This is a genomic window from Synechococcus sp. CCAP 1479/10, assembly GCF_019038515.1.
Lineage (GTDB): Bacteria > Cyanobacteriota > Cyanobacteriia > PCC-6307 > Cyanobiaceae > Cyanobium.
In genome coordinates, this window is the sequence record NZ_JAFKRJ010000030.1 from 26,043 (window position 1) to 50,787 (window position 24,745).

The window sequence follows — 24,745 nt, forward strand, 5'->3', positions numbered from 1 at the left end:
AGGGGGCCATGAAAAAAGCCCCGGCGAAGCCGGGGCTGCAAGGCGTTGGGGGAGAAAAGTCTCCCCCGGTGAATCACCAGAGGCCGCGGACGGGCTGATCCATCATCGGAGCAGGAGCGGGGCCGGGCGTGTCGCGGACCATGGCGACGGGGTCGGCCATCTGGTTGGCCTGGATGCAGGCGGGCAGGAAGACGTACCAGGACAGCAGGGAGGTGCACTGGGCGGTGCCGGGTGCGCAACGACCCTCGGCGCAGATGTTCTGCGCACCGGTGTAGGTGTTGCAGAAATCAGCAAGACGGAAGTCGGTGGGCAGGGCCGTCATGATGCCGGCCGAGGAGATCGAGCCGTCCTTGGCATCGGAGATGATCGCCGAACGCAGAGCCTGAACCGCATAGGTGTTCATGCTGTAGTACGGGAAGTAGCTGTTGGTGGCGTTCTTCAGGAACTTCACCCCCGCATCGGAGTAGAGGAAGCGGGACACGCCCACCAGATTGACCGAGTAGGTCTTGGTCATGCCCGACTTGACTTCGTCGGAGGTCCAGCCGGAGCGGGCCAGGCCGCCTTCCAGACCGCGATCGGTGATGTCGCCGGAGCCAAGGAACGTATCGAAGGCGGCCTGGTTGGTGGACCACACGGCACCGCCGGTGTTCCAACGGACAGGCAGATCGTTGTCCACGGCCGCGGAGGCGGGAAGCACGGAGGCCGAGACGGCCGTTCCCACAAAGAGACCGGCGAGAATTCTCTTGAACACGGGAGGCGATGTTGACTTCGCTATCAACCTAAGCATTGAAGGTGATTCTGCCTACATCTCGTGTGCAGTTTCTTTGCCTCTCCACACAGAACGGTAAGCGGCACCCCCGGGCGGGGTGCGGGGATGTGGGACGCGGAGCCTGCGGGGTGCCCCGACGGAAGACCCCATCCAGGAGCTTGCCCCTAGGGTGAAGTGGTTGTCATTCGCTCCAAGGTTCGACCCATGGCCCTGCAGGTGGGAGATCCAGCCCCCGACTTCACCCTCCCCGATCAGACCGGTGAGGCCGTCTCCCTCGCCGCGCTGAGGGGCCAGCGGGTGGTGATCTACTTCTATCCAAAGGACGACACGCCGGGCTGCACCAAGGAGGCCTGCAACTTCCGCGACCGCTGGAGCGCCTTCGAAAGCCACGGCATCCTGGTGCTGGGGATCAGCAAGGACGGCGCGACCAGCCACGGCAAGTTCGTCGCCAAGTACGACCTGCCCTTCACCCTGCTGACGGACGCCGAGCCCTGTCCCGTGGCCGAGGCCTACGGCAGCTACGGGCTCAAGAAGTTCATGGGCAAGGAGTACATGGGGATGATGCGGCACACCTTCGTCGTCGACGCCGAGGGCAAGCTGGAGCGCATCTATCTCAAGGTGAAGGCCGAGGAGATGGCCGATCAGATCCTCGAGGACCTGGGACTGGCCTGAGACGCGCCCTCCGGCGCAGCGGGGCGCAGGGCCACCAGGGCCTCCAGACAGAGCTCGGGGCGGTGCGTCAGGGCGTCCTCCCCCAGCTCCGGCCACCGCCGCAGCAGCGGCAGCAGGGCGGGCCCGTCACCGCCGGTGAGCACGATCCGGCAGCCCGGCTCCTGCGCCCGGGCCTGGCGCCCGGCCTCCCGCACCGCGGCGGCCAGACCCTCCACCACCCCCCGTCGCATCGCCTCCTCCGTGGCCAGCGGCCACGCCTCGGCGCCGGCCGCCAGGTCCCCCTCCAGGGTGGGCAGCCCCGCGGTGCCCGACCCCATGGCCGCCAGCTGCAGCGCGCCCCCCGCCATCAGCCGGCCGCCGGCGAAGCAGCCCCGGCCGTCCACCCGGGTGAGACTCAGCACCGTGCCCGCATCGGCCACCAGCACCGGGCCGTCGCTCAGCCGGGCCGCACACCAGCCCGCCAGGGCCCGGTCGATGCCGAGCCAGGGGGGTGACCCGGCCAGGGGCACGTCCTCCAGCTGCAACCGGGAGCCGGCGGGCAGGGCAGCCTCCGCGGGCACCGCACCAACCGCCGCCCAGGCCAGGGGCGGCTCCACGGCCGAGGTCGGCGGCGGCAGGTGCACGAACCGCAGACCCGCCTCGGTCGGCCCGACCTCGCCGCTCTCCCCGCCTTTCTCTTCGGCCAGGGCCCAGTGCCAGCGGCTGTTGCCGATCAGCAGCCAGCGGGGCTGGCGCCCCGGCACCTCAGATGCCCTCGCCCATCAGGCCCGGGAGGTGAATACCGCACTCCTGCTGCAGCCCGCCGAAGCGGGTGGCCCGGCCGTTGGTGGTGCCGTCGTCGGGGGCGCTGGTGTGCCAGTCGCCGACGGTGGAATAGCCCTGCTCGAACAGGGGGTGCTGGGGCAGGTCGTGCTCCTGCATGTAGTAGTAGACGTCGCGACGGCTCCAGGTGAGCAGGGGCCGCAGCGACCAGCGCTGCCGCACCGGATCCAGGCAGTTCATGGCGCCGCGATGGTCGGTCTGGCGGGCCCGCACACCGCTGGCCCAGCAATGCACCTGCAGCCGCTCCAGGCCCCGGTCGAGGGGTTCGACCTTGCGGATGCGGTTGTAGGTGCGCATGTCTTCAGGCGCCCCCGTCTCCCAGAGCCGGCCATGCAGAGCCTCCATCCGGGCCGGGCTCATGTCGGCCTGAAGCACCTGCAGATCCAGCTTGAGGCGATCGCAGAGCTGGTCGGCGTAGCGGTAGGTCTCGGGGGGCAGGTAGCCGGTGTCGACCCAGAGCACCGGGATCGCGGGCCAGGCACCGGAGCCGTCGAGGGCGCTGACCATGTGCAGCATCACGGCCGACTGGATGCCGAAGCTGGTGGTGACGGCGAAGTGGCCGGCGAACGCCTCCTGGGCCCAGCGCATCCGCCCGATCGCATCGAGGGGATCGAGGCCCGCCCGGGCAGCATCGAGATCGATGGCGGCGCCATGGCGATCGCGAGGCAGAGCCGCCAGAGCCGCATTCAGGTCCGCCGCACCGCCCGCGGGGCTGGTGGACGCCGTGGTGGACGCCGTGACAGGGATGGACACCATGGACCCATCATCGCCCTTCGGCGATCCGGTCGATGTGGTTAGGGTGACGCCATGCAAGGGCACCCGAATCCGGCCCGGAATCCGGCCCAGAACAACGTTGTCATCGTCGGGGGTGGCTTCGGCGGCCTGTACACCGCCCTGGCCCTGGCCCAGCGGAAGCAGCACCCCCCCGTCCTGCTGATCGAGCCGAACGACCGCTTCCTGTTCCTGCCGCTTCTCTACGAGCTGCTGAGTGGGGAGCTGCGCGGCTGGGAGATCGCCCCCCGCTACGACGGCCTGCTGGCCGGCCGCGGCCTGGCCTGGCTGCAGGACCGGGTGGAGCGGATCGACGCCGATGGCCATCGGCTGCACACCGCCGGCGGCCGCACCATCCCCTACGGCCGCCTCGTCATCGCCACGGGGGCCGAGAGCAACACCTTCGCGGTACCTGGGGCCGATCGCCACTGCCTAGGCTTCCGCAGCCTGGCCGATGTGGAGCGGCTCCAGCGCCTGCTGGCCGAGCTCAGACAGCAGCGCAGGCCCCTGCAGCGCATCGCCGTGGTCGGAGCCGGTCCGACCGGGGTGGAGCTGGCCTGCAAGCTCGCCGACATGGCCGAGGGCAGCGCCGTGATCGAACTGATCGAGCAGGGTCCGCAGCTGCTGCGCCAGGCCAGGGCCTTCAACCGGGAACAGGCCGCCCTGGCCCTGCGGCGCCGTGATGTGCGACTGCGTACCCGCACCCAGGTGGAGGCGGTCGAGGCCGAGGCGATCACGCTCCGGTGCCAACCGGACGGGGACAGCCCCGCCCACGTCGAAACCCTCGCCGTGCGGGCGGTGGTCTGGACGGCCGGGCTCAGCTTCCGTGCCCCACGGATCGACCCCGCTCCCGCCTGCGACGGCCGCGGCCGCCTGCTCTGCGGGCCCGATCTGCGCCTGTTGGAGCACGCCGATCTCTTCGTGGCCGGTGATCTGGCCGCCCCGGTCGACCCGGAGGACACAGCCGTCGAGGGCCCCGGTCCTGGCGCCCCCTCCACGGCCCAGGTGGCCTTCCAGCAGGCCCCGGTGCTGGCCGCCAACCTGATCCGCTCCCTGGCGGGCGAACCGCTGGAACCCTTCCACTGGAAGGATCTGGGCGAAATGATGAGCCTCGGCGTCGGCGAAGCCAGCCTCACCGGCTCCGGCGTCACCCTGGCCGGGCCGGCCGCCTACCAGCTGCGGCGCCTGGCCTACCTGACCCGCCTGCCTGGCCGGTCCCATCAGCTTCGGGTGGCCGCCGGCTGGCTGGCCGACTGGACACCATGACGGCGACGCCCGCTGCGGCGCCCACCTGGCCCCGGCCCCGCGGTCTGCTGCTCGATGCCATGGGCACCCTGATCGGCCTGCGCTCGCCGGTCGGGGCCACCTATGCCGCCGTGGCCGCCGAGCACGGCATCGATGTGGCCCCCGCGGCCATCGACCGGGCCTTCCCAGGCGTGCTGCGGCAGGCCCCTCCCCTGGCCTTCCCCGGCCTCGAGGGCGACCGCCTGCTGGAGGCCGAGCGCCGTTGGTGGGGGGAGCGCATCGACGCCGTGCTGGCGGCGGCAGGCGGGAGCGATGCGCCGGCACCCACGGCCCTGCACCACGCCCTGTTCGATCGCTTCGCCGACCCCTCCCTGTGGCGTGTCTACCCCGATGTGCCGGCGGTGCTGCGCCGCTGGCATAGCGCGGGGCTGCGCCTGGCCGTGGTCAGCAACTTCGACCGTCGCCTGCAGCCGCTGCTGGAGGGCCTGGGCCTGGCCGATCTGTTCGCGACGGTGGTGGTCTCCAGCAGCGCCGGGGCCGCCAAGCCATCCCCCCAGCCCTTCCGGATCGCGCTGGAGTCCCTGGGGCTGAGCGCCGCCCAGGTCTGGCATGTGGGCGACAGCCCGGAGGATGGGGCCGGGGCCAGGGCCGCCGGGGTGCGCTGCCTCCTGGTGCGGCGTCCTTGAGACAGGGGGTGCTGGCCGGCAGGACGGCGGGCCTGCGGCCCGCCGAGCGGCGGCGGCTGGAGCAGATCTGTCACCGGCGCCACCCCGCCGATGCGATCGCCGACCTGCTCACCCTGCAGCGCCTGGCGGTCGAGGGTCGGGGCCTGGAGCTGCCCCTGACCCTGGTGGTGGATGGCCGCGGCCTCTGCCGGCTGCTGTGGGTGGGGGAACTGGACCACGCCGCCCGCCTTCTGGAAAAACTTCCCGGCCCCTCCCGGCGCCAGGGCCACAACCTGCGCCTGCTCACCTGCGCCGGGGCCGGACGCCAGGCCCAGCTGCAGCCCTCCCCCCAGGAGGCCGTGGTGGGCATGGACCTGGCCCCGGACCTGTGGCTGCGCTTCGGCCAGCAACCTGAGGCCGGCGGACGCTGGCCCGCGGCCATCCACACCCCCGCCGCCAGCGGCGACCGCGCCTGGCAGGGCGTCCTGGAGGGGGATCTGGCCGACCTCTGCGACCACGATCCCGGCGCCCTCGTCAGCGAGGAGGCGCCGGCCGCCGCGGCCCCGGCTCCGACCCCGGACGGCCCCGAGCGGGTGCTGCTGCTGGTGCAGACCAGCGGCGACCGGGCCCTGAGCGACCGTCGCATCGCCGAACTGGAGGGTCTGGTGCGCAGCGCCGGCGCCGTGCCGGTGGGACGGGTGGAGCAGCGCCGCCAGGGCCCGGCCACCCGGAACCCCTGGGGGGAGGGCAAGCTGCGGGAGGCGGCCCTGGAGGCCCGCCGCGTCGGCGCCAGCCTGGTGGTGGCCGACCGGGAACTGACGCCGGCCCAGGCCCGGGACATGGAGAACCTGCTCGATCTGTCGGTGAGCGACCGCAGCGAACTGATTCTCGACATCTTTGCCCAGCGGGCCGCCAGCGGGGCCGGACGCCTGCAGGTGGAGCTGGCCCAGCTGCGCTACCGCCTGCCGCGGCTCACCGGCCGCGGCCTGAGCCTGTCGCGGCAGGGGGGCGGCATCGGCACCCGGGGCCCGGGCGAGACCCAGCTGGAGAAGGACCGGCGCGCCATCGCCCGCCGCATCGAACGGCTGCAGCGGGAGGTGCAGCGGCTGGGGGACCACCGGGCCCGGCTGCGCCAGGGCCGGCGCGACCTGCCGAAGGTGGCCCTGGTGGGCTACACCAATGCGGGCAAGAGTTCCCTGCTCAACGCCCTCACCGGGGCCAGCGGCCCGCAGGCGGTGCTGGCCGAGGACAAGCTCTTCGCCACCCTCGATCCCACCACCCGCCGGATCGGGTGGGGGGGAGGCGGCGGCGACCCGCTGCTGGTCACCGACACGGTGGGATTCATCCGGGAGCTGCCGCCCCAGCTGATGGAGGCCTTCCGTTCCACCTTCGAGGAGGCGCTCGACGCCGACGGGCTGCTGATCGTGGTGGACCTGGCGGATCCGGCCTGGCCCGAGCAGCTCGCCACCGTCCAGACCATCCTCGATTCCCTCAACGCCACCATCCCCCGGCGGGTGGTCGGCAACCAGATCGACCGCTGCGCCAGCGGCGAGCTGGAGCGGGCCAGGGCCCTGGAACCGGGCATGCTGTTCGTCTCAGCCACCGCCGACCTGGGCCTGCAGCACCTGCTCCAGGAGCTGCAGGCCTGGACCGCCGCGGCCACGACCGACGCCCCCGCTGCTGTGCCAGCATCAGCCGGCGCCAATTTCTCTCCCATGACCCTGCAACTGGGCGACACCGTTCCCGATTTCACTCAGGAGTCCCAGCTCGGCCCGATCAACCTCTACGACTTTGCCGGCGACAGCTGGGTGGTGCTCTTCTCCCATCCCGCCGACTACACCCCCGTCTGCACGACCGAACTGGGTGAGGTCTCCCGGCTGCGGGCCGAATGGGAGAAGCGGAATGTCAAAACCATCGCCCTGAGCGTGGATTCCGCCGAGAGCCACAAGGGCTGGATCGGCGACATCAACGAGACCCAGAACACGACGGTCGACTACCCGATCCTGGCGGACAGCGACAAGAAGGTGAGCAGCCTCTACGGCATGATTCACCCCAATTCCCTCAGCAACCTCACGGTGCGCTCGGTGTTCATCATCGACCCCAAGAAGAAGCTGCGCCTCCAGATCACCTACCCCGCCAGCACGGGCCGGAACTTCGATGAGATCCTGCGGGTGATCGATTCCCTGCAGCTCACCGACCACCACCAGGTAGCCACGCCGGTGAACTGGAAGGAGGGTGATGACTGCGTCGTGGTGCCGTCGATCCCCACCGACGAGGCCCGGGCGAAGTTTCCCAAGGGTGTCACCGAGATCCGCCCCTACCTGCGGATGACCCCCCAGCCCAACAAATGAATCGACGGCAGAGTTGGCGACACCGGCTGACGGTGCCGCAGTTCACGGTGGTCACCGGCCTGCTGGTGATCACCTTCGGCACTCTGCTGCTCGCCAGTCCGCTCTGCTCCAGCGATGAGGTGGGCCTCTGGGAGGCCCTCTTCACGGTCACCTCGGCCATCACCGTCACCGGCCTGTCGATCGTCGACGTGGGGGCCGAGCTCACCTTCCCGGGCCAGGTGACCCTGGCCGGGCTGATCCTCACCGGTGGTCTGGGCCTGATGGCGATCACCACCTTCCTCCAAGGCTTCGTCCAGGGGCGTTCCGGCCTGCGCCAGCGCCTCGACAAGGGCCGTGCCCTGGATGATTTCGGCGTCGGGGGCATCGGGCCCACCCTCAACCAGATCCTCCTGATCGCCGGCATCGTCATCGGCATCGGCACGCTGACGCTCTACAACTTCGGCTTCACCGATATTCCAGACAAGGGCCAGCGGCTCTGGGCCTCCCTGTTCCACTGCATCAGCGCCTACAACAACGCCGGTTTCGGGCTCTGGCGCGACAATCTGGTCGGTTATCGCAGCCAGCCCGTCGTCAATGCGGTGATCGGCCTGCTGATCGTGATGGGCGGCATCGGCTGGCGGGTCACCAACGACATCTGGGTCAACCGCTTCCGGCTGGCCCGCATCCGACGCCTCAGCCTGCACACCCGCCTCGTCATCCGCACCACGATCCTGCTGATCGTGGTGGGGGCGGTGGGCCTGCTGTTCACCGAGCACTTCGCCACCGAAGGGATGGTGGAGCAGCTGAGTCTCTGGGACAAACTGCAGGTGACGATCTTCCAGTCGATCACCACCCGCACCGCCGGCTTCAACACCGTGCCCCTGACCCTGGAGACAATCTCCGATTCGGGGCTGCTGCTGATGATCATGCTGATGTTCATCGGCGCCAGCCCCGGCGGCACCGGCGGCGGCATCAAGACCACCACCTTCGCGGCCCTGATCGCCGCCACCCGCTCCACCCTGCGCGGCCACGACGAAGTGGTGGTGCGCAACCGGGAGATCCCCGCCAAGGTGATTCTCAAGGCGGTCGGCGTCACCCTCGGATCGGGCCTGTTCATCCTGCTGATGGCCCTGCTGCTGGGGCTCGGCAACACCACCGCCGGCACCCCCGGCAGCGAGGCCTTCACCTTTCTGGAGAAGCTGTTCACCTGTGTTTCCGCCTTCGGCACCGTGGGCCTCGACGTCGGGGTCACCAGTCAGCTCAACCGCTGGGGCCAGCTGGTGCTGATGGTGGGGATGTTCGTGGGCCGGATCGGTATTCTCCTTCTGCTCTCTGCCGTCTATGGCAGCCGGCCCCAGAATCGGGTGGGTTTTCCCCGCGAGGAGCTCTACATCTGAACCCGGTCCCCTTCGTTCACCGGCCCATTCCCGTTGCGTCGTCGTCTTCATGAACCAGTGGTGGCAGTGGCAGGGCAGCGAGTCCGACACCTCCAACAGCTACGCCGTGATCGGCGTCGGCCGCTTCGGCAGTGCCGTGTGCAAGGAGCTCCTGCGCCACGGGGCCGAGGTGCTGGCGGTCGACCTCAACCAGCGGGCCATCGATGAACTGCGCCAGATGGATCCGGCCATCGAGGCCCGCGTGGTGGATTGCACCGACGAGGAGGCCCTCAGGGCCGCCGGCGCCCTCGACGTGGGCACGGTGGTGGTGGCGATCAGCGAGCCGATCGCGGCCAGCATCACGGCCACCCTGATCGTCAAGGACAGCGAAGGCAGCCGGGTCCAGCAGGTGATCGCCAGGGCCACCAGCGATCTGCACGAGAAGATGCTGCGGCGCGTCGGCGCCGACAAGGTGGTCTTCCCCTCGAAGATGCAGGGGACCCGCCTGGGCATGGAGCTGGTCCGGCCCAACCTGCTGGAGCGGCTGCGGCTGGACGACCGCAACAGCATCGAGGAGATCAAGGTGCCCGGCTCCTTCGTCGGCCAGTCGCTGCGGGATCTGAACCTGCGCAAGAACTACAACGTCAGCGTGCTGGCGGCGGGCCCCGCCAACCAGCTCACGGTCAACCCGCCCGCCTCCCATGTGCTCAACGCCTCCGAGCTGCTGGTGGTGATGGGCAGCAGCGAAGCCCTCGAGGCCCTGCCTTCCCACTGATTCCCTTGCGAAGGACAGCCATGCGGGTGCTGGGGCTGATGAGCGGCACCAGCGCCGACGGCATTGATGCGGTGCTGGTGAACCTGGAGGGTCGCCCGGCCCGGCCGCGCTGGCGCATCCTCGCCAGTGCCCACACCCCCTACCCGGCGGACCTGCGCGAGCGGCTCGTGGCCGTCGGTCAGGGGGTGCCTCTGGACGCCGAGGCCCTGCTGCATTTGGCCGAGGAGCTCACCGAGCACCAAGCCCTGGCCGCCCGCGCCTGCGATTCCGAAGGCCGGGCCGAACTGGTGGGTTGCCACGGCCAGACCCTCTGGCACCGCCCGCCGGAGGGGGAGCGCCGCGGGGCCAGCTGGCAGCTGCTGCAGGGGCCGCTGCTGGCGGAGCTGCTGGGGAGACCGGTGGTGTTCGACTTCCGCAGCATCGATCTGGCCCTCGGCGGCCATGGCGCCCCCCTGGTGCCGGCCACCGACGCCGCCCTGCTGGGCAGGATCGGCGGCTGGCGGGCCCTGCTCAACCTGGGGGGGATCGCCAATCTCACCCTGCTGCCTCCCCCCGCCGGTCCCGACCGCAAGGCGCCGGTGCTGGGCTGGGACTGCGGCCCGGCCAACACGCTCCTGGATCTGGCGGTGGCCCGTTTCAGCGGCGGTCGGCTGAGCTTCGATGCCGACGGGGCCTGGGCGCGGCAGGGCCGCATCGACGAGGAACGGCTGCAGCAATGGCTCCGGGAGCCCTACCTCCAGGCCGCGCCGCCCAAGTCCACGGGCCGGGAGCTGTTCGGGGCCGCCGATCTCGATCGGCGCCTGGCGGAGCTCGGCGCCGATGTGGAGCCGGCCGATGCCCTGGCCACCCTGACGGCCTTCAGCGCGGCGGTGGTGGGCCAGGACCTGGCCAGGCCCCAACGCCCCCGCCCCCTGGAGCTGCTGGTGGCCGGCGGGGGCACCCGCAACGGCTTCCTGATGGAGCAGCTGCGGCGGCGCTGCCACGGCACGGCGGTGCTGCCGCTGGCCAGCCAGGGCATCGCCGATGACCAGCGGGAGGCCCTGGCCTTCGCCCTGCTCGCCTGGTGGCGGCACCGCGGCCATCCGGGCTCGCTGCCCTCGGTCACCGGGGCCCGGCGGGCCGCCGTGCTGGGCGTGATGGCCCTGCCGCCGCCGTCAGGGGGCTGAGGGGGGCTGGCGCAGGCGCAGCCGGCGGGGCGCACCCCGCAGCCGACGGGTGCCGGCCTGCTCCTGCTGCTCGAGCTCGCGGCGGAAGCGATCAGCGGCGACGGCGGGCCCGAGTGGGTAGGGGGCCGCGGCCGGCTCGGGGGGACGCTGCCGCTCCAGCCGTTCCACCCCCTGCTGGATGAGCACCTTGGCCATGTTGCTGACCGTGCGCGACTCGCTCTCCGCCAGGGCGGCCAGCCGGGCGCAGAGCTCCTCCGGCAGGACGACCTGGATCCGCGGCGACTTGGGCTTGCCGCTGGAGGAGGTCTGACGGGTGGGCACGGTGCCTCTGGGTGGGGGCCGAAGAGAGGGTGCCGCTGGGATCCGGCGGGATAGGAAAAAGTGTACAGTGACCGTCATGGGTAGTATCCATAAGTAGGGTTGTGGACCATCCCGCCCCCTCGGGATCCCCTTCTCCAGCTCCAGACCGGCCCAAGCCCAGCCCAGAACCAGTCCCAGGTCCAAGCCCACCTGCTCCACGCCCCCGTCCCACCCCGTCCTCTCCGACGGCCCACCGGCCGCTTTCGCCATGGCCCGCACCACCCAGTCCCGTCCGACCGCTTCCGAGACCCCCCTGCAGCCCAAGACCCGCCAGAGCCGGCGGCGGAGCACGGCGGAACGCAGCGATGTGCTGGTGTCGGCCGTGATCAGCACCTACCTGCTCACCCATCTGCACCATGTGCTGCAGCGGGCCGAGTTCGGCGCCCAGCAGGAGGGGCGCCAGTCCCTGGCCGCCAACTACGCCCAGCTGCGCAAGGTGCTCTGCCTCGATGCCCGCAGCATGGAGGACGCCTCCGCCAGCGGCGCCGAGGAGGACACCAGTCCCCGCGCCGCCTGATCCGCTGCGCACCCTCCCTCACGAACCACCCGCAAGGGGCTGCGCCCACGGCCCCGGTGCCCATAAGGTCAGGAAAGAATCCCGGCCAGGATGACCACCAGCAACGCCACCGGCAACGCAGCAGAGCTCTACGGACGCATCAGCAACGACGTGGAGCTCACCCAGTCACTGTTCCGCCAGGCCCTTCAGGACCCCAGCGGCGCCCTGCGCAGGATCGTCGCCCTCGGCGAGCAGGAGGGCCTGCCGGTCAGCGCGGAGGAGGTGAAGGCCCATCTGGCCGGCCTCGATGACGGCGCCACCAAGCAATGGCTGATCAAGGCCCGGGGCGGACTCTGAGGCCGGCGACCGGAGGCCCTCCTGCTGGGGCCGGCGGGGTTGCTCCCGACGCTGGGATCCCCCTCCCTGGGCCCAGCTGAAGAACAGCCAGTAGCTCGTCAGCGCCAGTCCCGCCGCCACCACCAGGGCGGCGATCTGCTCGAGGCGCTTGATCATCCTGACGACGCGACCGGACCCGATCGACAGTCTGCAGGACGCCCCGCAGGGGATGATGCGCACACCGCGACCGCCTTCCGCTCCGTGCTGCGCCTCGAACGCATCGGCAAGATCTATCCCACCGGTGAGGTGCTCAAGGACATCACCTGGGAGGTGAAAGCGGGGGACCGGATCGGCCTGGTGGGGGTCAACGGGGCCGGCAAATCCACCCAGATGCGCATCATCGCCGGGCTGGAGGAGCCGACCAGCGGCCAGGTGGTGCGGCAGGGGGATCCCCGCATCGCCTACCTGCAGCAGGAGTTCGATGTCGACCTGGCCCGCAGCGTCCGCCAGGAACTGTTCCAGGCCTTCGGGGAGGCGGCCGAGGTGCTCAACCGCCAGCGGCAGGTGGAGGAGGCGATGGCCAGCGAGGAGGCCGCCGCCGATCCGGACCTGCTCGACCGGCTGATCGACGAGCTCGGCCAGCTGCAGAGTCGGTTCGAGGCCCTGCATGGGTACGAGCTCGATGCCCGCATCGACAAGCTGCTGCCCAGCATCGGCTTCACCCAGGAGACCGCCGAGCGGGTCGTGGGGGACTACTCCGGCGGCTGGCAGATGCGCATCGCCCTGGGCAAGATCCTGCTGCAGGAGCCGGATCTGCTGCTGCTTGACGAACCGACCAACCACCTCGACGTCGAGACGATCCAGTGGCTGGAGAGCTACCTGGTGGATCAGACGGTTCCCCTGGTGGTGATCAGCCACGACCGGGCCTTCCTCGACCGGGTCTGCAACCAGATCGTCGAGACCGAACGCGGCGTCTCGCGCACCTACCTGGGCAACTACAGCCAGCACCTCGAGCAGAAGGCCCTGGAGCGGGAGGCCGGCCAGGCGGCCTTCGAGCGCCAGCAGAAGGAACTGAGCAGCCAGCAGGCCTACATCGACCGCTTCCGGGCCAGTGCGACCCGCAGCACCCAGGCCAAGAGCCGCGAGAAGCTGCTGGAGAAGGTGGAGCGGATCGAGGCGCCGCTGGAATCGGTGAGCGGGCCGCGCTTCGCCTTTCCCCCCGCCCCGCGCTCGGGTCGAGTGGTGGCGGCGATCGAGAACCTCACCCACGGCTACGACGACCAGATCCTGTTCCTGGGGGCGAACCTGGAGGTGGAGCGGGGTGACCGGATCGCCTTCGTCGGCCCGAACGGCGCGGGCAAGTCCACCCTGCTGCGGCTGGTGATGGGCTACGAGATTCCCCTCGAGGGCCAGGCGGGCCTGGGGGAGCACCACGTGGTGGCCGGTTACTTCGAGCAGAACCAGGCCGAAGCCCTGGATCTGACCAAGACGGTGATCGACACCCTGTTCGAGGCCGTTCCCGACTGGACCCAGACCCAGGTGCGCTCCATGCTGGGCAGCTTCGGCTTCAGCAACGAGTCGGTCTTCAAGCCAGTGGAAAAGCTGAGTGGCGGCGAGAAGGCGCGGCTGGCCCTGGCCCTGATGCTGCTCACCCCCTGCAATCTGCTGGTGCTCGACGAGCCCACCAACCACCTCGACATCCCGGCCAAGCAGATGCTCGAGGAAGCCCTGATGGCCTACGAGGGCGCCGCCCTGCTGGTCTCCCACGACCGCTTCTTCATCGGCCGGGTGGCCAACCGGATCGTCGAGGTGCGCGACGGGGAGCTGGTGCTCTACCGCGGCGACTACGCCTACTACCAGGAGAAGAAACGGGAGGAGGCCGAAGAGAGCGAGCGGCTGGAGCAGGAGCGCCGCCTCGCCGCCAGACGCGAGGAACAGCGGCAGAAGCAGAAGGCCAAAGCCGCCCAGAAGGGCGGCGGCACGTCCAAGGGGAAAGCCGCGGGCACCGCCGACAGCTGAGGCGGCGCCGTCAGGGGCGCGGCGCAAAATACAACTTCATCGTTGCCTAGGCAGGAAGACTCATTTCTCTGGTGTGGGCGGTTCTGTGTGCATAGGCTGACAGGGTCACCCATCCAGGAGCAGCGATGACCATCCAGAACGTCGTCACCGACGGTTGGACCGTGGACCGCGAGGACACCGCCGGCACCAGCGATGCCATGGAGGTGTACTTCGAATGCATCACCACCTGTTCCCTGGAGGACGGCGAGTGCGTCACCCGCTGCGTGGAAGAGCTGCGCGAGCGCCACTGAAGTCAGGCTCGCGCCGCTGATGCCGATGGGGCCAGGGCCTGGACGGGACAGGCCCATCCCTATACCGGCGCAAGGGACATACCGCCGCAAAGGGCCCACCGCGGCGCAGGGCTAGCGCGGCACAGGGCCGGCGGCAAGGGGAAACGGACCAGAGCCAGGGGTTGAGCGGATTTCCTAACCAGGGCACAGGCCCTGTAACAGCCGCTACGTGGCATCTTGAAACAGTTCGTAGCTTTGGGCCGGTCAGAAACGCCCCATCGCACAGCCCACCATGTCCGAACCTCTCGCCCTCAGCCTCGGTCAGAAATTCGAACTGGAGCGCATGACCCGGGCGATCGACGCCACGGGCGATCCGCAGGTCCTGCGGGGTCTGGCCAAGCAACTCCTGCAGGCCTGGCAGAGCCAGAAGGCCGCCACCCAGTGGGTCATGCGCCAGCAGCTGGGTGCCCCCGCCCGTTTCGGCGCCGAACTCACCATGGACGCCGGCCTGCTCGACGCCCTTCGCCCCGACAGCAGCAAGGGGGGCATGGACGTCCTCTGAGGGCCGAGCTCAAGCCTCCTCTAGGCCATGAGCTCGGGCAACCTCCTCATCCCTGACGCAGCAGGGCCATGTCGCCAGGGATGAGCCGCAGGTTCACCATCGCCCCCTGACGGTTCACCGTCAGGTTGAGGGTTCCCCCCACCCCCGCCCGCTCGACGGCGTTGATCACCTGGGAGGGATCCTTCACCACGGCCCCCTGGGCCGCGACGATCACATCACCGGTCCTGAGACCTCCCCGAGCCGCCGGTCCGTTGGGCTGAACCGAAACCACGACCGCACCCTGGGAAACCCCGGAGCCGCTTCCCGCCCGGACCTCATCCAGCCCCACGCCGATCATGGGGTGGGTGGCCCGGCCGGTCGCCACCAGTTGACTGACAATGCCGCGGGCACGGTTGATCGGAATGGCGAAGCCCAGTCCGGCCCCCGGCCCCGAACGCACCAGGGTGTTGATTCCCACCACTTCGCCGTCGGCGTTCAGCAGCGGTCCGCCGGAGTTGCCCGGGTTGATGGCGGCGTCGGTCTGGATCAGATCCAGCCGCTTGTCGGTGATGCCGAGCTTGCTGGCGTTGCGGTTGAGGCTGCTGATGATCCCCAGGGTGACGGTGTTGTCGAGGCCGAAGGGGTTCCCCACCGCGATCGCCCAGTCGCCCACCTGGAGGGCATCGGAATTGCCCAGGGGCGCCACGGGCCAGGGGCCCGCCCCCACCAGCCGCACCACCGCCAGGTCGGTGAGCTTGTCGAGGCCCACGACCCGCCCCTCGACGCGCTGGCCGTTCTCGAGACCCACGGTCACCCGGTCGATCTGGTCCACCACGTGGGCGTTGGTGAGCACCAGCCCATCGGCCTGGAGGATCACCCCGCTTCCCTGGCCCCGTTCGGTGCGCCGCGAGGGGGCACCCTGCTGGGGGATACCGAAGAACTGGCGGAACAGGGGGTCGTTCAGCAGACCCCGGGGCAGGCCGCCGGTGGCGGCCGACTGGACGGTGCGTTCCGTGTCGATGGTGACCACGGCCGGGCCCGCCCGACGGATCGCCGCCGCCACGAAGGATTGCCGCCCGAGCACGGCCGCGGCCGGCTGGGCCAGACCGGGGGAGGTGAGGGTCGGGCTGACGAGGGCCGTGGTGGCCGTGACCGTGGCGGTGGCCGCCGCCGTGACCGTGGCCAGCCCGGCGGCGGCCGCGGCAAGAACGCGGGAGGAACGCATCGTGAAGAAGCTCGGATGGAAAAACCGTAGGGAAGTCCCCGGGAAGGAGAAAGGGGAGGCAAACCGGCCTGACCGGCTATGCTTTGTAAAGTTTTTTATCGGGTCATGGACACAAGCCGCCTGCTGCTGGCCTTTCTCGCCTTCGGAGCCGCCTGCACCTCCCTCTGGGCCTGGATGCTGGCCACCACCACCGCTCCGTCGGACGGGTGATGATGGGGGAGAGTCCGCGGACTGCGGGGTTCCCATCGCGCCATGACCTCCCTCCTCTCGCAGATCTTCCCGATCGTCTACGGGGCCTGTTTCATCGTTCTGCTGTGGCAGGCGTTCCGGGTCATGGGCCAGGGCTTCCGCGCCATTCCCCGTCCCGGTGATGCCGGAGCCGCCGCCACCGATCCAGCCGGCCCCGCCGGTGATCGCACCGGCCGTCTCACCATCCACCCGGAGCTGCTGGACGCGGACGGCCAGCTGACCCAGGAGGACCTGCTGACGGTCCGTTTCAGCGGCGACAACGAGCAGCCCGCCTTCCCCGCCGACCCGACCTGAGCGCGGCCGGCCGGTCGCTGAATAGGCTCCCTGAGGTGAATGCGCCAACCGGCGGAGATCGATGGTGGATCAGAGAACGCGAATCGTGGCGGCCGTGCTCGGAGCACTGAAGCTGCCGCCACGGTTTCGACTCAAGATGGTGAAGGACGACCCGATCCGGCTCGAGCTCAGCCTGACGCCGTCCTACGGCAAGGATCCGATTCTTGTCGGCATCGTCGAATCCCAGGATCTGGTGGCCCGGCGCGACCGGGAGGGGCGCATCCCCCGTGACCTCCAGGGCACCTGGGACTGGACCGTGCGCCACGGCAAGGTGACCACCGGCGGCTGGAACCCCTACCTGAAGGAGGCCCTCCAGACCATGTTCGAGACCGGCCTACCCGCCATCGTCTACGAGGAAACCACCGGAGAGGCCTACCACCCGGTGGATGGCCTCCGCCACGTGCGCTGAACCCGCCCCTGCCCATCGACGGCCGCCTCCCGGCCATCACCGCCGCCCTCGGGCCCGGGGCCACCCTCCTGCTCCAGGCCGAACCCGGCGCCGGCAAGACCACCCGGGTTCCCCTCGCCCTGCTCGAGAGCCTCGGCGCTGAGGGCCGCCTGCTGCTGCTGGAACCGAGGCGGCTGGCGGCCCGGAATGCCGCCCAGCGCCTCGCCGCCGGCCTCGGTGAACCCGTCGGCGGGCGCGTGGGATACAGCGTGCGCCTGGAGTCGCGCACCTCGGCGGCCACCCGGCTGGAGGTGGTGACCGCGGGCCTGTTCCTGCGCCGGCTCCAGGCCGATCCCGCCCTGGACGGGGTGGCCTGCGTGATCTTCGACGAATTCCATGAGCGCCAGGCCGAGGCGGATCTGGCCCTGGCCCTGGTGCGCCAGGCCCGCAGCCTGCTGCGTCCCGAACTGCGCCTGCTGGTGATGTCCGCCACCCTCGATCTGGAGCCCCTGGCCAGCGAACTGGATGGGGCCGCCGTGATCAGCTGCGAAGGCCGCAGCCATCCGGTGGCGGTGACCTACCAGCCGCCGCGGCCGGACGAGCGGCTGGATCGCCAGGTGCTGCGGGCCCTCGAAGGCCACTGGCTGGCCGAACCCGAACCCCGGGGCACCGCGCTGGTGTTCCTGCCGGGCCTGGGGGAGCTGGAGACGGCGCGGCGGGCCATCGAGGACACCGCCTGGGGCCAGGAGCTGGAGCTGGCCCTCCTGCACGGCCAGCTGCCGCTGGCGGCCCAGGGACGGGCCATCGCGGCTCCCGAGGGGGCGGGGGGGAAGGTGGTGCTGGCCACCTCGGTGGCGGAGAGCTCGGTCACGATCGCGGCGGTGACCCTGGTGATCGACAGCGGCCTGAGCCGACGCAGCCGCTTCGACCCGGCCACGGGCATGGACGGCCTCGTCACCCAGCCCGCCAGCCAGGCCAGCGCCGAGCAGCGAAGTGGGCGGGCCGGGCGGCTGGGGCCGGGGCGATGCCTGCGGCTCTGGTCCCCGGCGGAGCAGCAGCGGCGAGCCGCCTTCGATCCCCCGGAACTGCTCGAGGTGGATCCCCTGCCGATCGCCCTGCAGCTGGCGGAATGGGGCGAAACGGAGAACGACAGCCTTCCCTGGCTCACCGCGCCCCCCCGCCGGCCCCTGGCGGAGGCCCGCGACCTGCTGCTGCAGCTGGGGGCCGTCGATGGGCAGGGGCGCATCACCGGCCACGGGCGGGCCATGGCCCGGCTGGGCCTGCATCCGCGCCTGGCCCACATGCTGCTGCGGGCCAGGGAAAGGGGCTGGGAGTCCCTCGCCACGGCCATGGCCGTGCTGCTCAGCGAGCGCGATCCCCTTGACCGCCGCGAAGCCGGCAGCGATCTGATGCGGCGCCTCGACTGGCTGCGGCGCAGCCAGGGTCCGCAGGGGCAGCGGCGCTCCGCGGGCCGGGCGCCCTGGACCAACCTCCAGACCCAGCTGCTGCGCCAGCTCCGGGAGGGGCGGAAGGCGGCGGCCCCGGTGGCGGCCCCCGCAGCGATCGCCTCCGGCGGTGGCTCTGACGACGTCCGTGCCGCCCAGCTGCTGGCCTGGGCCTATCCGGAACGGCTGGCCCTGGGGCGGGGCCGGGGCGACGGGCGCTTCCTGATGCGCGGCGGGCGCGGCGCCGTGCTGCCCCCGGGTGATCCCCTGGCCGCCGCCGAAGCCCTGGCGATCGCCAGCGTCGACGGCCAGGGCCAGGAGGCCCGGGTGCGGTTGGCGGTGGCCCTCTCCCGCAGCGGCCTGGAGGAGCTGGTGGCGGAGGAGGTCGAGGAGGAGACCGAAGCCCGCTGGGATGGCACCGACCAGCGGGTGCGGTGCGAGCGGCTGCGGCGGAGCGGGGCCCTGGTGCTGGAGCGCCGCCCCTGGCCGGACGCCAGCGGGGAGCTGGTGGAGCGAGCCCTGCTGGAGGGTCTCGAACGGCTCGGACTGGAGGTGCTCCCCTGGTGCCGCACCAGCCGCCAGCTGCAGCAGCGCCTGATGCTGGCCCACCAGCACCTGGGGGCGCCCTGGCCCGACCGCTCACCGGAGCGGCTACAGCAGGACCCGGGAGCCTGGCTGGGCCCCCACCTCGGGGGCCTGCGCAGCCTCCAGGACCTGCAGCAGCTCGACCTCTCGGAGATCCTCTGGGGGGATCTGGACTGGTCCCTGCGCAGGGAACTGGATCGGCTGCTGCCCCTCAGCCAGCCGGTGCCGTCCGGCCGCCGGGTGCCGTTGGACTACGGCAGCGGCACGCCGGTGCTGGCCGTGAAGCTGCAGGAGATGTTCGGCTGCCTGGAAGGGCCGACGGTGCTGGACGGCCGGCTGCCGGTGCGGGTGGAGCTGCTGTCTCCGGCGGGACGCCCGGCGGCGGTGACCAGCGACCTGGCCGGCTTCTGGAGCCAGGGCTACGCCGAGGTGCGCCGGGAGCTGCGCGGCCGCTACCCCCGCCACCCCTGGCCCGAGGATCCCCGCCAGGGCGTCGCCAGTGCCCGCACCAAGGCGGCCCTGGCCCGGGAGGCACGCGGGGAGAGTCGCTGAGCGTTGCCTAGGGCAGGCCGTCGAGCAGATGGCCGAAGCCGAAGTGGCGCAGTCCCTCCAGGATGCCCTTGCAGCCATGGGCGCGGGCGCGGTAGGTGCGGGCCAGCCCCGGCAGGGCCCGCACCAGGCCCGGCTCGGCATTGCCCACCATGACGCTCTGCAGGCCGGTCTCGAACATGGCCAGATCGTTGAGGGAGTCCCCCGCGGTGACCACCCGGGCCGGTTCCAGCTCGAGCCACTCCAGCAGGCCCAGCAGGGTGCTGCCCTTGTTGACGCCGGGCGGCAGCACGTCGAGGTACTTGTCGCCGGAGACCAGGCAGTCCACCCCATGGGCCTCGATGGCCGCCAGCCGGCTGGTGTCCAGCCGGAGCGGGTCGATGCCATAGGCCAGGCGCCGGTCGCTGCTGAGGGGCTGGGGGGACAGGCCCGGCACCAGGGCCAGCAGGGGCAGCACCTTTTCCGCCCGTCCCCGCCAGAGGGCCTCGATCGGCTCCAGGGCCAGGGCCAGGGGGGTGAGGCTGGCGCCGCAGGCCACGGTGCAGCCCACATCACCGATCACCAGATGGGGGGGATGGAGTCCCAGGGCGGCCTCCGCAGCCAGCAGCCGGGCGACGGAGCGCAGATCCCTGCCGGTGCTGAACACCTGCAGGACCCGGTGGCGCTGGGAGGCCAGCCAGCGATAGACCCGGCGGCGCGTCGTGACGGACCCCTCCAGCAGGGTGCCGTCGAGGTCGGTGACCAGCACCAGTTCGGTCTCGCTGGGCAGGGGCGCCGCCAGATGGCGCTGGAGGCGGGCCCGGGGCGCCCGCCGGCGGTCCTCCAACCCGGGACCCCAGACGGAGGCAGAGCCAGCTGCCGGCAACGGGCCGGCGCCGGGGCCTGGCACCCGTGGAGGCCTCAGTGCCATGGCCGGGCGCGGCTGTCAACCGTGCAACCCACACCCAGCTTTGTAGTCCCTGCCACTGTCAAGACCACTCCATGTTTCGTTACAGTCAGGGCTCCACCGAGGGTTCCTTCCATGTCTGACGCTTCCCAGCCCCGCTTCGGTTTCGTCAACTTCGCCGAAACCTGGAACGGCCGCCTGGCCATGATGGGCTTCGTGATCGGCCTGGCGACCGAAATTCTCACCGGCCAGGGCATTCTGGCCCAGGTCGGCCTCGGCTGAAGCCCGGCTGTCTCCCCCAGCACCAGCGTCCTTGAAGCCCTTTCAAGACGTAGGCCGCCGGCCCAGCCGGCGGCTTTTTCATGGCTCAGGCAGCTGTCCCAAGCGGTCCTAGGTTGAGGCCCAACCCAGGCAGCGCCCCCCGATGGCCCCGTCCGCCACCGCTCCCCGCTTCTATGTCGGCAACCGGCGCGACGGCGCCCGGCTGCTCAGCAGCGCGCTGGTGATCGCCGGAGCGGGCCTGGTCCGGATCGACCATCCGGTGGGCCGGGCCGTGGCCCTGGTGGCCGGCCTGCTGAGTCTCTACTGGTGGCTCTGCTACCGCCAGCTCAAGCACTGATTCCATGCTCACGGTCCCTGGCAGCAGCGCGTCCCCCCGCCAGCACGACGGCATCCCCCGGTACTCGGTCGCCGAGCTCAACCAGGCCATCGGTGCCCTGCTGGAGCGGGGCTTCGCCCCCCGCTTCCTGCTGGAGGCCACCGTGGGGCGCCCCCAGCAGAAGAAGGGCCATCTCTGGCTGACCCTTGTCGACGGCCAGGCCAGCATCCAGGGGGTGATCTGGTCGTCCCAGCTTCAGAAGCTCAGCTTCGTGCCCCAGGAGGGGGATGGGGTGGTGGTGGTCGGCAAGCTCAACTTCTGGGCGGCGCGGGCCAGCCTCACGGTGCAGGTGCTGGATGTGCGCCCCAGCCTGACCACCGTCCTGCGCCAGTTCGAGCAGGTGCGCAACCGGCTGGAGCCGGAGGGGCTCCTCGACCCGGAGCGGAAGCGACCGCTGCCCCGCTGGCCCCGCCGCATCGCCCTGCTCACCAGCGTGCCCAGCGCCGCCCTGGCTGACATGCTGCGCACCGCCAGGGAACGCTGGCCCGCCACCGACCTGCTGGTGGTGCCGATCCCCGTGCAGGGGAACGTGGAAGCCCAGATCGTGGCCGCCATCGAGAGCCTCGGCGAACAGGCCGACCGCCTCGGCATCGAGGCCCTGGTGCTGGCCCGCGGCGGAGGCAGCCGGGAGGATCTGGCCGTCTTCGACGGGGAGTCCCTGGCCCGCTGCCTGGCGGCCTGTCCCTGGCCCGTCATCTGCGGGATCGGCCATGAGGATGACGTGACCATCGCCGATCTTGTGGCCGACTACCGGGCGGCCACGCCCACGGCCGCCCTGGTGGCCCTGCTGCCGGACCGCAGCCAGATGATCCGGACCCTGGAGCAGGAACGGGGCCATCTGCACCGCACGCTGACGCTGCGGATCGCCTCGGCCCGGCAACGGCTGGGCGCACGCCAGGACCAGCTGCGCCTGCTCCACCCCGCCCGGCTGCTCAGCCAGCGGCGCCAGTGGCTGGCCCAGCGACGGCAGCTGCTGCAGGCGCTCTCGCCGCGCCACCTGCTCGCCCGGGGATTCAGCCTGCTCCGGGATGGTGACGGACGCCTGCTGCGTTCGGTGGCCCAGCTGCAGCCAGGGGAAGGGATCACCGCCGAGCTGGCGGACGGTCGGGTGGCCCTGCAGGTGCGGGCGGTCGAGCCGGACGGCCCCGGTCCCTGAGCCCCAGACCCCCACGTTCTCTCCATCGGATCCGCCGGCACCCCGCCGCGCACTCCCCGCCACTCCTGTCCCCCGTTGCTGCCATGGCCAAGTCCTCGCCCCGATCCAGAGCCTCTGCCCAGCCCGCCGATGACGCCTCCAGCCAGGACGCCGCTGGCGAGGGGAACGACGTGAACGATGTGGCCCAGGATCTGAGCTTCCGGGAAGCCCAGACGGCCCTCGAGCTCTGTCTGGCCCAGTTGCAGGACCAGGACCTGGACGTGGAGTCGATGGCCGGTCTCTATCGGCGGGCGCTGGCCTACGCCGAACGCTGCGAGGCGGTGCTGGCCCGGGTGGAGCAGCAGGTGATGCAATGGGATCCCGGCCAGCCGGACCTGGCCCCCACGCCCTACGCCCCATGAGTGACGACGCCCAGCCCACCCGCAGCGGCCCCGGCGGCATCAGCTGGATCGCCTGGATCTATCTGCTGCTGGCCGTGGCGGGCGGGGTGCTCCCCTGGCTGGCCAATCTGGACTTCATCCGCAGCGAGGGGGCGGCCTTCGATCTGGGACTGTTCATCCGCCAGGCGAACGTCAATCCCGCCGCCCAGTCCCTCTCCAGAGATCTGGCGATCGGGGCGACCGCCGTCACGATCTGGATGGTGCGCGAGAGCCGCCGGCTCGGCATGCGCGGGCTCGTCTGGGTTCTGCTCAGCTGCGTGACGATCGCGTTCGCCTTCGGGGCCCCCCTGTTCCTGCATCTGCGTGAACGCCGGCTGCTGGAGCTGGCCCGACTCAGCACGGAGGCACCGGATCCGGCCGCATGAGACTCAGCGCGTGTCGGGCTCAGGGCTGATCAAGGCTCAGCACGCGTGTCGGGCTCAGGAGCCATCGCCGCCGCGGCCGCCCGTTTCCCCGCTGGCGGTGGCTTCCACATCGACGGCGTCGACGTTGATCGTCACGTCGCGGGCGTCGATCTCCCCACCGGACCCTGATCCCCAGAAGAACGAGCCGGCAGCTTCGGGCGCCCCCGCGTCTGGGCCATCGCCGGGCGTGAAGGAACTGCCGCAGGCCGGGCAGACGTCAGTGCCCAGGCTGGCGAAGCCACAACTGGGGCAGGTGCGCAGGCGACGCCTGAGCAGCTGCCAGCCGATCAGGGCGACCCCTCCCGCCAGCAGCGGCAGGAGCAGAAGGGTCAGGGTGAGTCCGCCGATGACATCGAGCAGCAGGCGGCCGGCCGAGGTGGGCACCAGCAGCAGAGCCGCCGCCACACCGATCCACAACCAGGGAATGCGCCGTTCCATCAGCGCTGGAAGCGTGGATCGTTCTCGATCCAGCGCTCCAGCGCCGCCAGGCCCTCGAGGCCGGCCCAGCCGAGCAGCAGGGCGGCCACCAGCCAGGCCGCCAGAAGGCCGAGGCCGACCAACAGCGGAATCAGCGCCAGGGTGGTGAGACCGATCAGCACCACCGCGCCCACGGCCATGGACACCAGCGCCAGGCTGGCCGGCAGAGGCGGGATCCTGAGGGCAGGCTTGGCCAAGGGTCGATCCAATCAGATCATTCCATCCTGACCCCAAACGGGTCGCTTCTCAGCGTGGCAGAGGTGTCGATGGCCCCCCAGCGGCACCGCCGGAAAGCACCACACTGAAGCACTGGCCGAAATAGAGCACGGCACCCACCAGCCACACCCAGAGCGTCAACAGCAGCACACCGCCCACCACTCCGTAGGCCTGAAAGCGCGCCCCGAGGGCGAGCAGGCTCCTGCCCAGCAGCAGGTTGGAGAGGGTGAGGCTGCCGCTCACCAGCAGGGCCCCGGGAATCAGCGGGCGGAAGGGAATCCGGCGCGACGGCAGCATCCACAGGAACAGCAGGGTGGCGCCGAAACCGATCAGCAGGGAGACGACCAGATCCAGGCCGAAGGACAGGGAGCTGACCCACAGCAAGGGTTCCGGAAGAAAGGCCTGCAGCTGGTCATGAAAGCCCCTGGAGCCGAAGAGCCGCACCGTGCTGAAGAGCTGGTCGACGACGATCAACAGGCCGACGAACAGCAGCAGCACCAGGGCCTTCAGGCGCAGGGCCAGGAAGCGACGCACGTGCTCCTGCCAGCGCAGGTGATCGAAGCCGAAGGGCCGATTCCACCAGAGACGATCGGCCCCGCGCTGCAGGGTGAGATAGATGTTGCTGGCGCTGAGCGCCAGAAGCACCAGGCCGAGGATGCCGGCACCGAAGCCCTGGTTCGTGAAGCGCCTCAAGGTGGCTTCGAAGCCAGGCAGAGCGGAGGCGGGCAGCACCTGGCCGACCAGCACGATCAGCCGATCAAACCGCTCGACATCACGGCCGAGGAGCCGCGAGGCCACGGACAGCGCAATCAGCAGGGCCGGGAAGAACGACTGCAGCGTGTGATAAGCGAAAGCGGCACTCAGGTCCACGCAGTCCGCCCGCAGCCACAGCAGATAGGCCTTCCAGAAAGGACGAAAGCGACGACGCCATGTCACGACAGAACCATCGTCAGGGGGTGGGCTGCAGCCACAAAAAACGCCAACAGAAAAGCCACCCTCCTCGGGTGGCTTCTCCTCATTGCCCCCATAAGGGGGCAGAAGTTTTACCTGGCATCGAGCTATTTTCGCAGGGGGCTACCCCCCAACTATCGTCGCCGCTGCTGCGTTTCACAACCGAGTTCG

The 24,745-nt window shown here is 70.7% G+C and carries 29 protein-coding genes and 1 pseudogene; 21 read left to right on the forward strand and 9 right to left on the reverse strand.

What is annotated here, in order from left to right; all coding sequences use genetic code 11:
• Positions 1-73: 73 nt before the first annotated feature.
• Positions 74-787 carry an alpha/beta hydrolase gene (locus tag KUG39_RS11405; protein WP_216915080.1) on the reverse strand — a complete coding sequence of 238 codons (714 nt, stop codon included), beginning with the start codon at positions 785-787 and terminating at the stop codon, positions 74-76.
• A gap of 186 nt (positions 788-973) precedes the next feature.
• On the opposite strand from KUG39_RS11405, the gene bcp reads away from it, so the two are divergent.
• Positions 974-1,441: a thioredoxin-dependent thiol peroxidase gene (gene bcp / locus KUG39_RS11410; protein WP_216915082.1), complete on the forward strand. Its 468-nt coding sequence runs from the start codon at positions 974-976 to the stop codon at positions 1,439-1,441.
• On the opposite strand, the gene KUG39_RS11415 is transcribed toward bcp, so the two are convergent.
• Together KUG39_RS11415 and KUG39_RS11420 are read right to left on the reverse strand one after the other, a co-directional pair.
• On the reverse strand, positions 1,411-2,184 hold the full coding sequence (locus KUG39_RS11415; RefSeq protein WP_216915083.1) for a type III pantothenate kinase: 774 nt from the start codon (positions 2,182-2,184) through the stop codon (positions 1,411-1,413). The genes bcp and KUG39_RS11415 overlap by 31 nt on opposite strands.
• A gap of 1 nt (position 2,185) precedes the next feature.
• Entirely contained in the window at positions 2,186-3,019 is an 834-nt protein-coding gene (locus tag KUG39_RS11420; RefSeq protein WP_286193120.1) for a phosphoadenylyl-sulfate reductase, read from the reverse strand.
• Between the two features lie 51 nt (positions 3,020-3,070).
• Between KUG39_RS11420 and KUG39_RS11425 the strand changes: the two genes are divergently transcribed.
• The 7 genes and pseudogenes from KUG39_RS11425 to KUG39_RS11450 all read left to right on the forward strand — a co-directional run bounded on the left by KUG39_RS11425 (position 3,071) and on the right by KUG39_RS11450 (position 10,591).
• Positions 3,071-4,300: an NAD(P)/FAD-dependent oxidoreductase gene (locus KUG39_RS11425; protein WP_216915085.1), complete on the forward strand. Its 1,230-nt coding sequence runs from the start codon at positions 3,071-3,073 to the stop codon at positions 4,298-4,300.
• Positions 4,297-4,965, forward strand: a complete 669-nt coding sequence (locus tag KUG39_RS11430; RefSeq protein ID WP_216915087.1) for an HAD-IA family hydrolase — start codon at positions 4,297-4,299, stop codon at positions 4,963-4,965. Before KUG39_RS11425 ends, KUG39_RS11430 begins: the two co-directional genes overlap by 4 nt.
• Before the next feature lie 347 nt (positions 4,966-5,312).
• Positions 5,313-6,575: pseudogene (hflX, locus tag KUG39_RS17340) on the forward strand (GTPase HflX); the annotation flags it as partial.
• Positions 6,576-6,659: 84 nt separating this feature from the next.
• Positions 6,660-7,295 carry a peroxiredoxin gene (locus KUG39_RS17345; RefSeq protein ID WP_233134021.1) on the forward strand — a complete coding sequence of 212 codons (636 nt, stop codon included), beginning with the start codon at positions 6,660-6,662 and terminating at the stop codon, positions 7,293-7,295.
• The gene (locus KUG39_RS11440) at positions 7,292-8,671 is read left to right on the forward strand and encodes a potassium transporter TrkG (protein WP_094586509.1); all 1,380 of its coding nucleotides are present in this window, start codon (positions 7,292-7,294) and stop codon (positions 8,669-8,671) included. The genes KUG39_RS17345 and KUG39_RS11440 overlap by 4 nt, the downstream gene beginning before the upstream one ends.
• Before the next feature lie 49 nt (positions 8,672-8,720).
• Positions 8,721-9,425, forward strand: coding sequence for a potassium channel family protein (locus KUG39_RS11445; RefSeq protein ID WP_094586511.1), 705 nt, complete (start codon positions 8,721-8,723; stop codon positions 9,423-9,425).
• Positions 9,426-9,445: 20 nt separating this feature from the next.
• The gene (locus KUG39_RS11450) at positions 9,446-10,591 is read left to right on the forward strand and encodes an anhydro-N-acetylmuramic acid kinase (RefSeq protein ID WP_190612345.1); all 1,146 of its coding nucleotides are present in this window, start codon (positions 9,446-9,448) and stop codon (positions 10,589-10,591) included.
• On the opposite strand, the gene KUG39_RS11455 is transcribed toward KUG39_RS11450, so the two are convergent.
• Positions 10,580-10,912, reverse strand: a complete 333-nt coding sequence (locus KUG39_RS11455) for a ribbon-helix-helix domain-containing protein (protein WP_094586515.1) — start codon at positions 10,910-10,912, stop codon at positions 10,580-10,582. The genes KUG39_RS11450 and KUG39_RS11455 overlap by 12 nt on opposite strands.
• A 247-nt stretch (positions 10,913-11,159) precedes the next feature.
• On the opposite strand from KUG39_RS11455, the gene KUG39_RS11460 reads away from it, so the two are divergent.
• The 5 genes from KUG39_RS11460 (at position 11,160) to KUG39_RS11480 (ending at position 14,633) form a co-directional block, all read left to right on the forward strand.
• Positions 11,160-11,468 carry a DUF8682 family protein gene (locus KUG39_RS11460; RefSeq protein WP_015109185.1) on the forward strand — a complete coding sequence of 103 codons (309 nt, stop codon included), beginning with the start codon at positions 11,160-11,162 and terminating at the stop codon, positions 11,466-11,468.
• A gap of 90 nt (positions 11,469-11,558) precedes the next feature.
• Positions 11,559-11,804: a DUF8665 family protein gene (locus KUG39_RS11465; protein WP_094586517.1), complete on the forward strand. Its 246-nt coding sequence runs from the start codon at positions 11,559-11,561 to the stop codon at positions 11,802-11,804.
• A gap of 240 nt (positions 11,805-12,044) precedes the next feature.
• Entirely contained in the window at positions 12,045-13,802 is a 1,758-nt protein-coding gene (locus KUG39_RS11470; RefSeq protein WP_216915091.1) for an ABC-F family ATP-binding cassette domain-containing protein, read from the forward strand.
• Positions 13,803-13,927: 125 nt separating this feature from the next.
• A complete protein-coding gene (locus tag KUG39_RS11475; RefSeq protein ID WP_190612268.1) occupies positions 13,928-14,092 on the forward strand; it encodes a DUF8642 family protein in 165 nt (54 codons plus the stop codon).
• Between the two features lie 271 nt (positions 14,093-14,363).
• Positions 14,364-14,633 carry a hypothetical protein gene (locus KUG39_RS11480; RefSeq protein WP_094586521.1) on the forward strand — a complete coding sequence of 90 codons (270 nt, stop codon included), beginning with the start codon at positions 14,364-14,366 and terminating at the stop codon, positions 14,631-14,633.
• 46 nt (positions 14,634-14,679) lie between these two features.
• Here KUG39_RS11480 and KUG39_RS11485 read toward each other — a convergent pair whose 3' ends face one another.
• Positions 14,680-15,837, reverse strand: a complete 1,158-nt coding sequence (locus tag KUG39_RS11485; RefSeq protein WP_190612267.1) for a trypsin-like peptidase domain-containing protein — start codon at positions 15,835-15,837, stop codon at positions 14,680-14,682.
• Positions 15,838-16,089: 252 nt separating this feature from the next.
• Between KUG39_RS11485 and KUG39_RS11490 the strand changes: the two genes are divergently transcribed.
• From KUG39_RS11490 to hrpB, 3 genes are all read left to right on the forward strand, one after another.
• Positions 16,090-16,380 (forward strand): DUF2973 domain-containing protein, encoded by a 291-nt coding sequence (locus KUG39_RS11490; RefSeq protein WP_094586525.1) that lies wholly within the window; start codon positions 16,090-16,092, stop codon positions 16,378-16,380.
• Positions 16,381-16,444: 64 nt separating this feature from the next.
• Positions 16,445-16,828 (forward strand): DUF8663 family protein, encoded by a 384-nt coding sequence (locus KUG39_RS11495; protein WP_094586552.1) that lies wholly within the window; start codon positions 16,445-16,447, stop codon positions 16,826-16,828.
• Complete coding sequence (gene hrpB, locus KUG39_RS11500) at positions 16,825-19,389, forward strand: ATP-dependent helicase HrpB (protein WP_216915109.1); 2,565 nt, start codon at positions 16,825-16,827, stop codon at positions 19,387-19,389. Before KUG39_RS11495 ends, hrpB begins: the two co-directional genes overlap by 4 nt.
• Before the next feature lie 7 nt (positions 19,390-19,396).
• Here the strand turns inward: hrpB and KUG39_RS11505 are convergent, their stop codons facing one another.
• Positions 19,397-20,212, reverse strand: coding sequence for an HAD family hydrolase (locus tag KUG39_RS11505; RefSeq protein WP_216915093.1), 816 nt, complete (start codon positions 20,210-20,212; stop codon positions 19,397-19,399).
• Positions 20,213-20,407: 195 nt separating this feature from the next.
• Between KUG39_RS11505 and KUG39_RS11510 the strand changes: the two genes are divergently transcribed.
• The 5 genes from KUG39_RS11510 (at position 20,408) to KUG39_RS11530 (ending at position 22,891) form a co-directional block, all read left to right on the forward strand.
• A complete protein-coding gene (locus KUG39_RS11510) occupies positions 20,408-20,554 on the forward strand; it encodes a CAB/ELIP/HLIP family chlorophyll-binding protein (RefSeq protein ID WP_015109196.1) in 147 nt (48 codons plus the stop codon).
• Positions 20,555-20,696: 142 nt separating this feature from the next.
• Positions 20,697-20,891: a hypothetical protein gene (locus KUG39_RS11515; protein WP_094586531.1), complete on the forward strand. Its 195-nt coding sequence runs from the start codon at positions 20,697-20,699 to the stop codon at positions 20,889-20,891.
• A 4-nt stretch (positions 20,892-20,895) separates the two neighbouring features.
• Positions 20,896-22,086, forward strand: coding sequence for an exodeoxyribonuclease VII large subunit (xseA, locus tag KUG39_RS11520; protein WP_216915095.1), 1,191 nt, complete (start codon positions 20,896-20,898; stop codon positions 22,084-22,086).
• Between the two features lie 83 nt (positions 22,087-22,169).
• Positions 22,170-22,487 carry an exodeoxyribonuclease VII small subunit gene (xseB, locus tag KUG39_RS11525; RefSeq protein WP_216915097.1) on the forward strand — a complete coding sequence of 106 codons (318 nt, stop codon included), beginning with the start codon at positions 22,170-22,172 and terminating at the stop codon, positions 22,485-22,487.
• On the forward strand, positions 22,484-22,891 hold the full coding sequence (locus KUG39_RS11530; protein ID WP_216915099.1) for a DUF2834 domain-containing protein: 408 nt from the start codon (positions 22,484-22,486) through the stop codon (positions 22,889-22,891). The genes xseB and KUG39_RS11530 overlap by 4 nt, the downstream gene beginning before the upstream one ends.
• A gap of 54 nt (positions 22,892-22,945) precedes the next feature.
• Here KUG39_RS11530 and KUG39_RS11535 read toward each other — a convergent pair whose 3' ends face one another.
• From KUG39_RS11535 to KUG39_RS11545, 3 genes are read right to left on the reverse strand one after another with little or no spacing between them, the layout of a single operon-like run.
• Positions 22,946-23,368, reverse strand: a complete 423-nt coding sequence (locus tag KUG39_RS11535; RefSeq protein WP_216915101.1) for an FYDLN acid domain-containing protein — start codon at positions 23,366-23,368, stop codon at positions 22,946-22,948.
• Positions 23,368-23,604 (reverse strand): hypothetical protein, encoded by a 237-nt coding sequence (locus KUG39_RS11540; RefSeq protein ID WP_015109202.1) that lies wholly within the window; start codon positions 23,602-23,604, stop codon positions 23,368-23,370. Before KUG39_RS11540 ends, KUG39_RS11535 begins: the two co-directional genes overlap by 1 nt.
• Before the next feature lie 49 nt (positions 23,605-23,653).
• Positions 23,654-24,559 carry a YihY/virulence factor BrkB family protein gene (locus KUG39_RS11545; RefSeq protein ID WP_216915103.1) on the reverse strand — a complete coding sequence of 302 codons (906 nt, stop codon included), beginning with the start codon at positions 24,557-24,559 and terminating at the stop codon, positions 23,654-23,656.
• Positions 24,560-24,745: the final 186 nt, after the last annotated feature.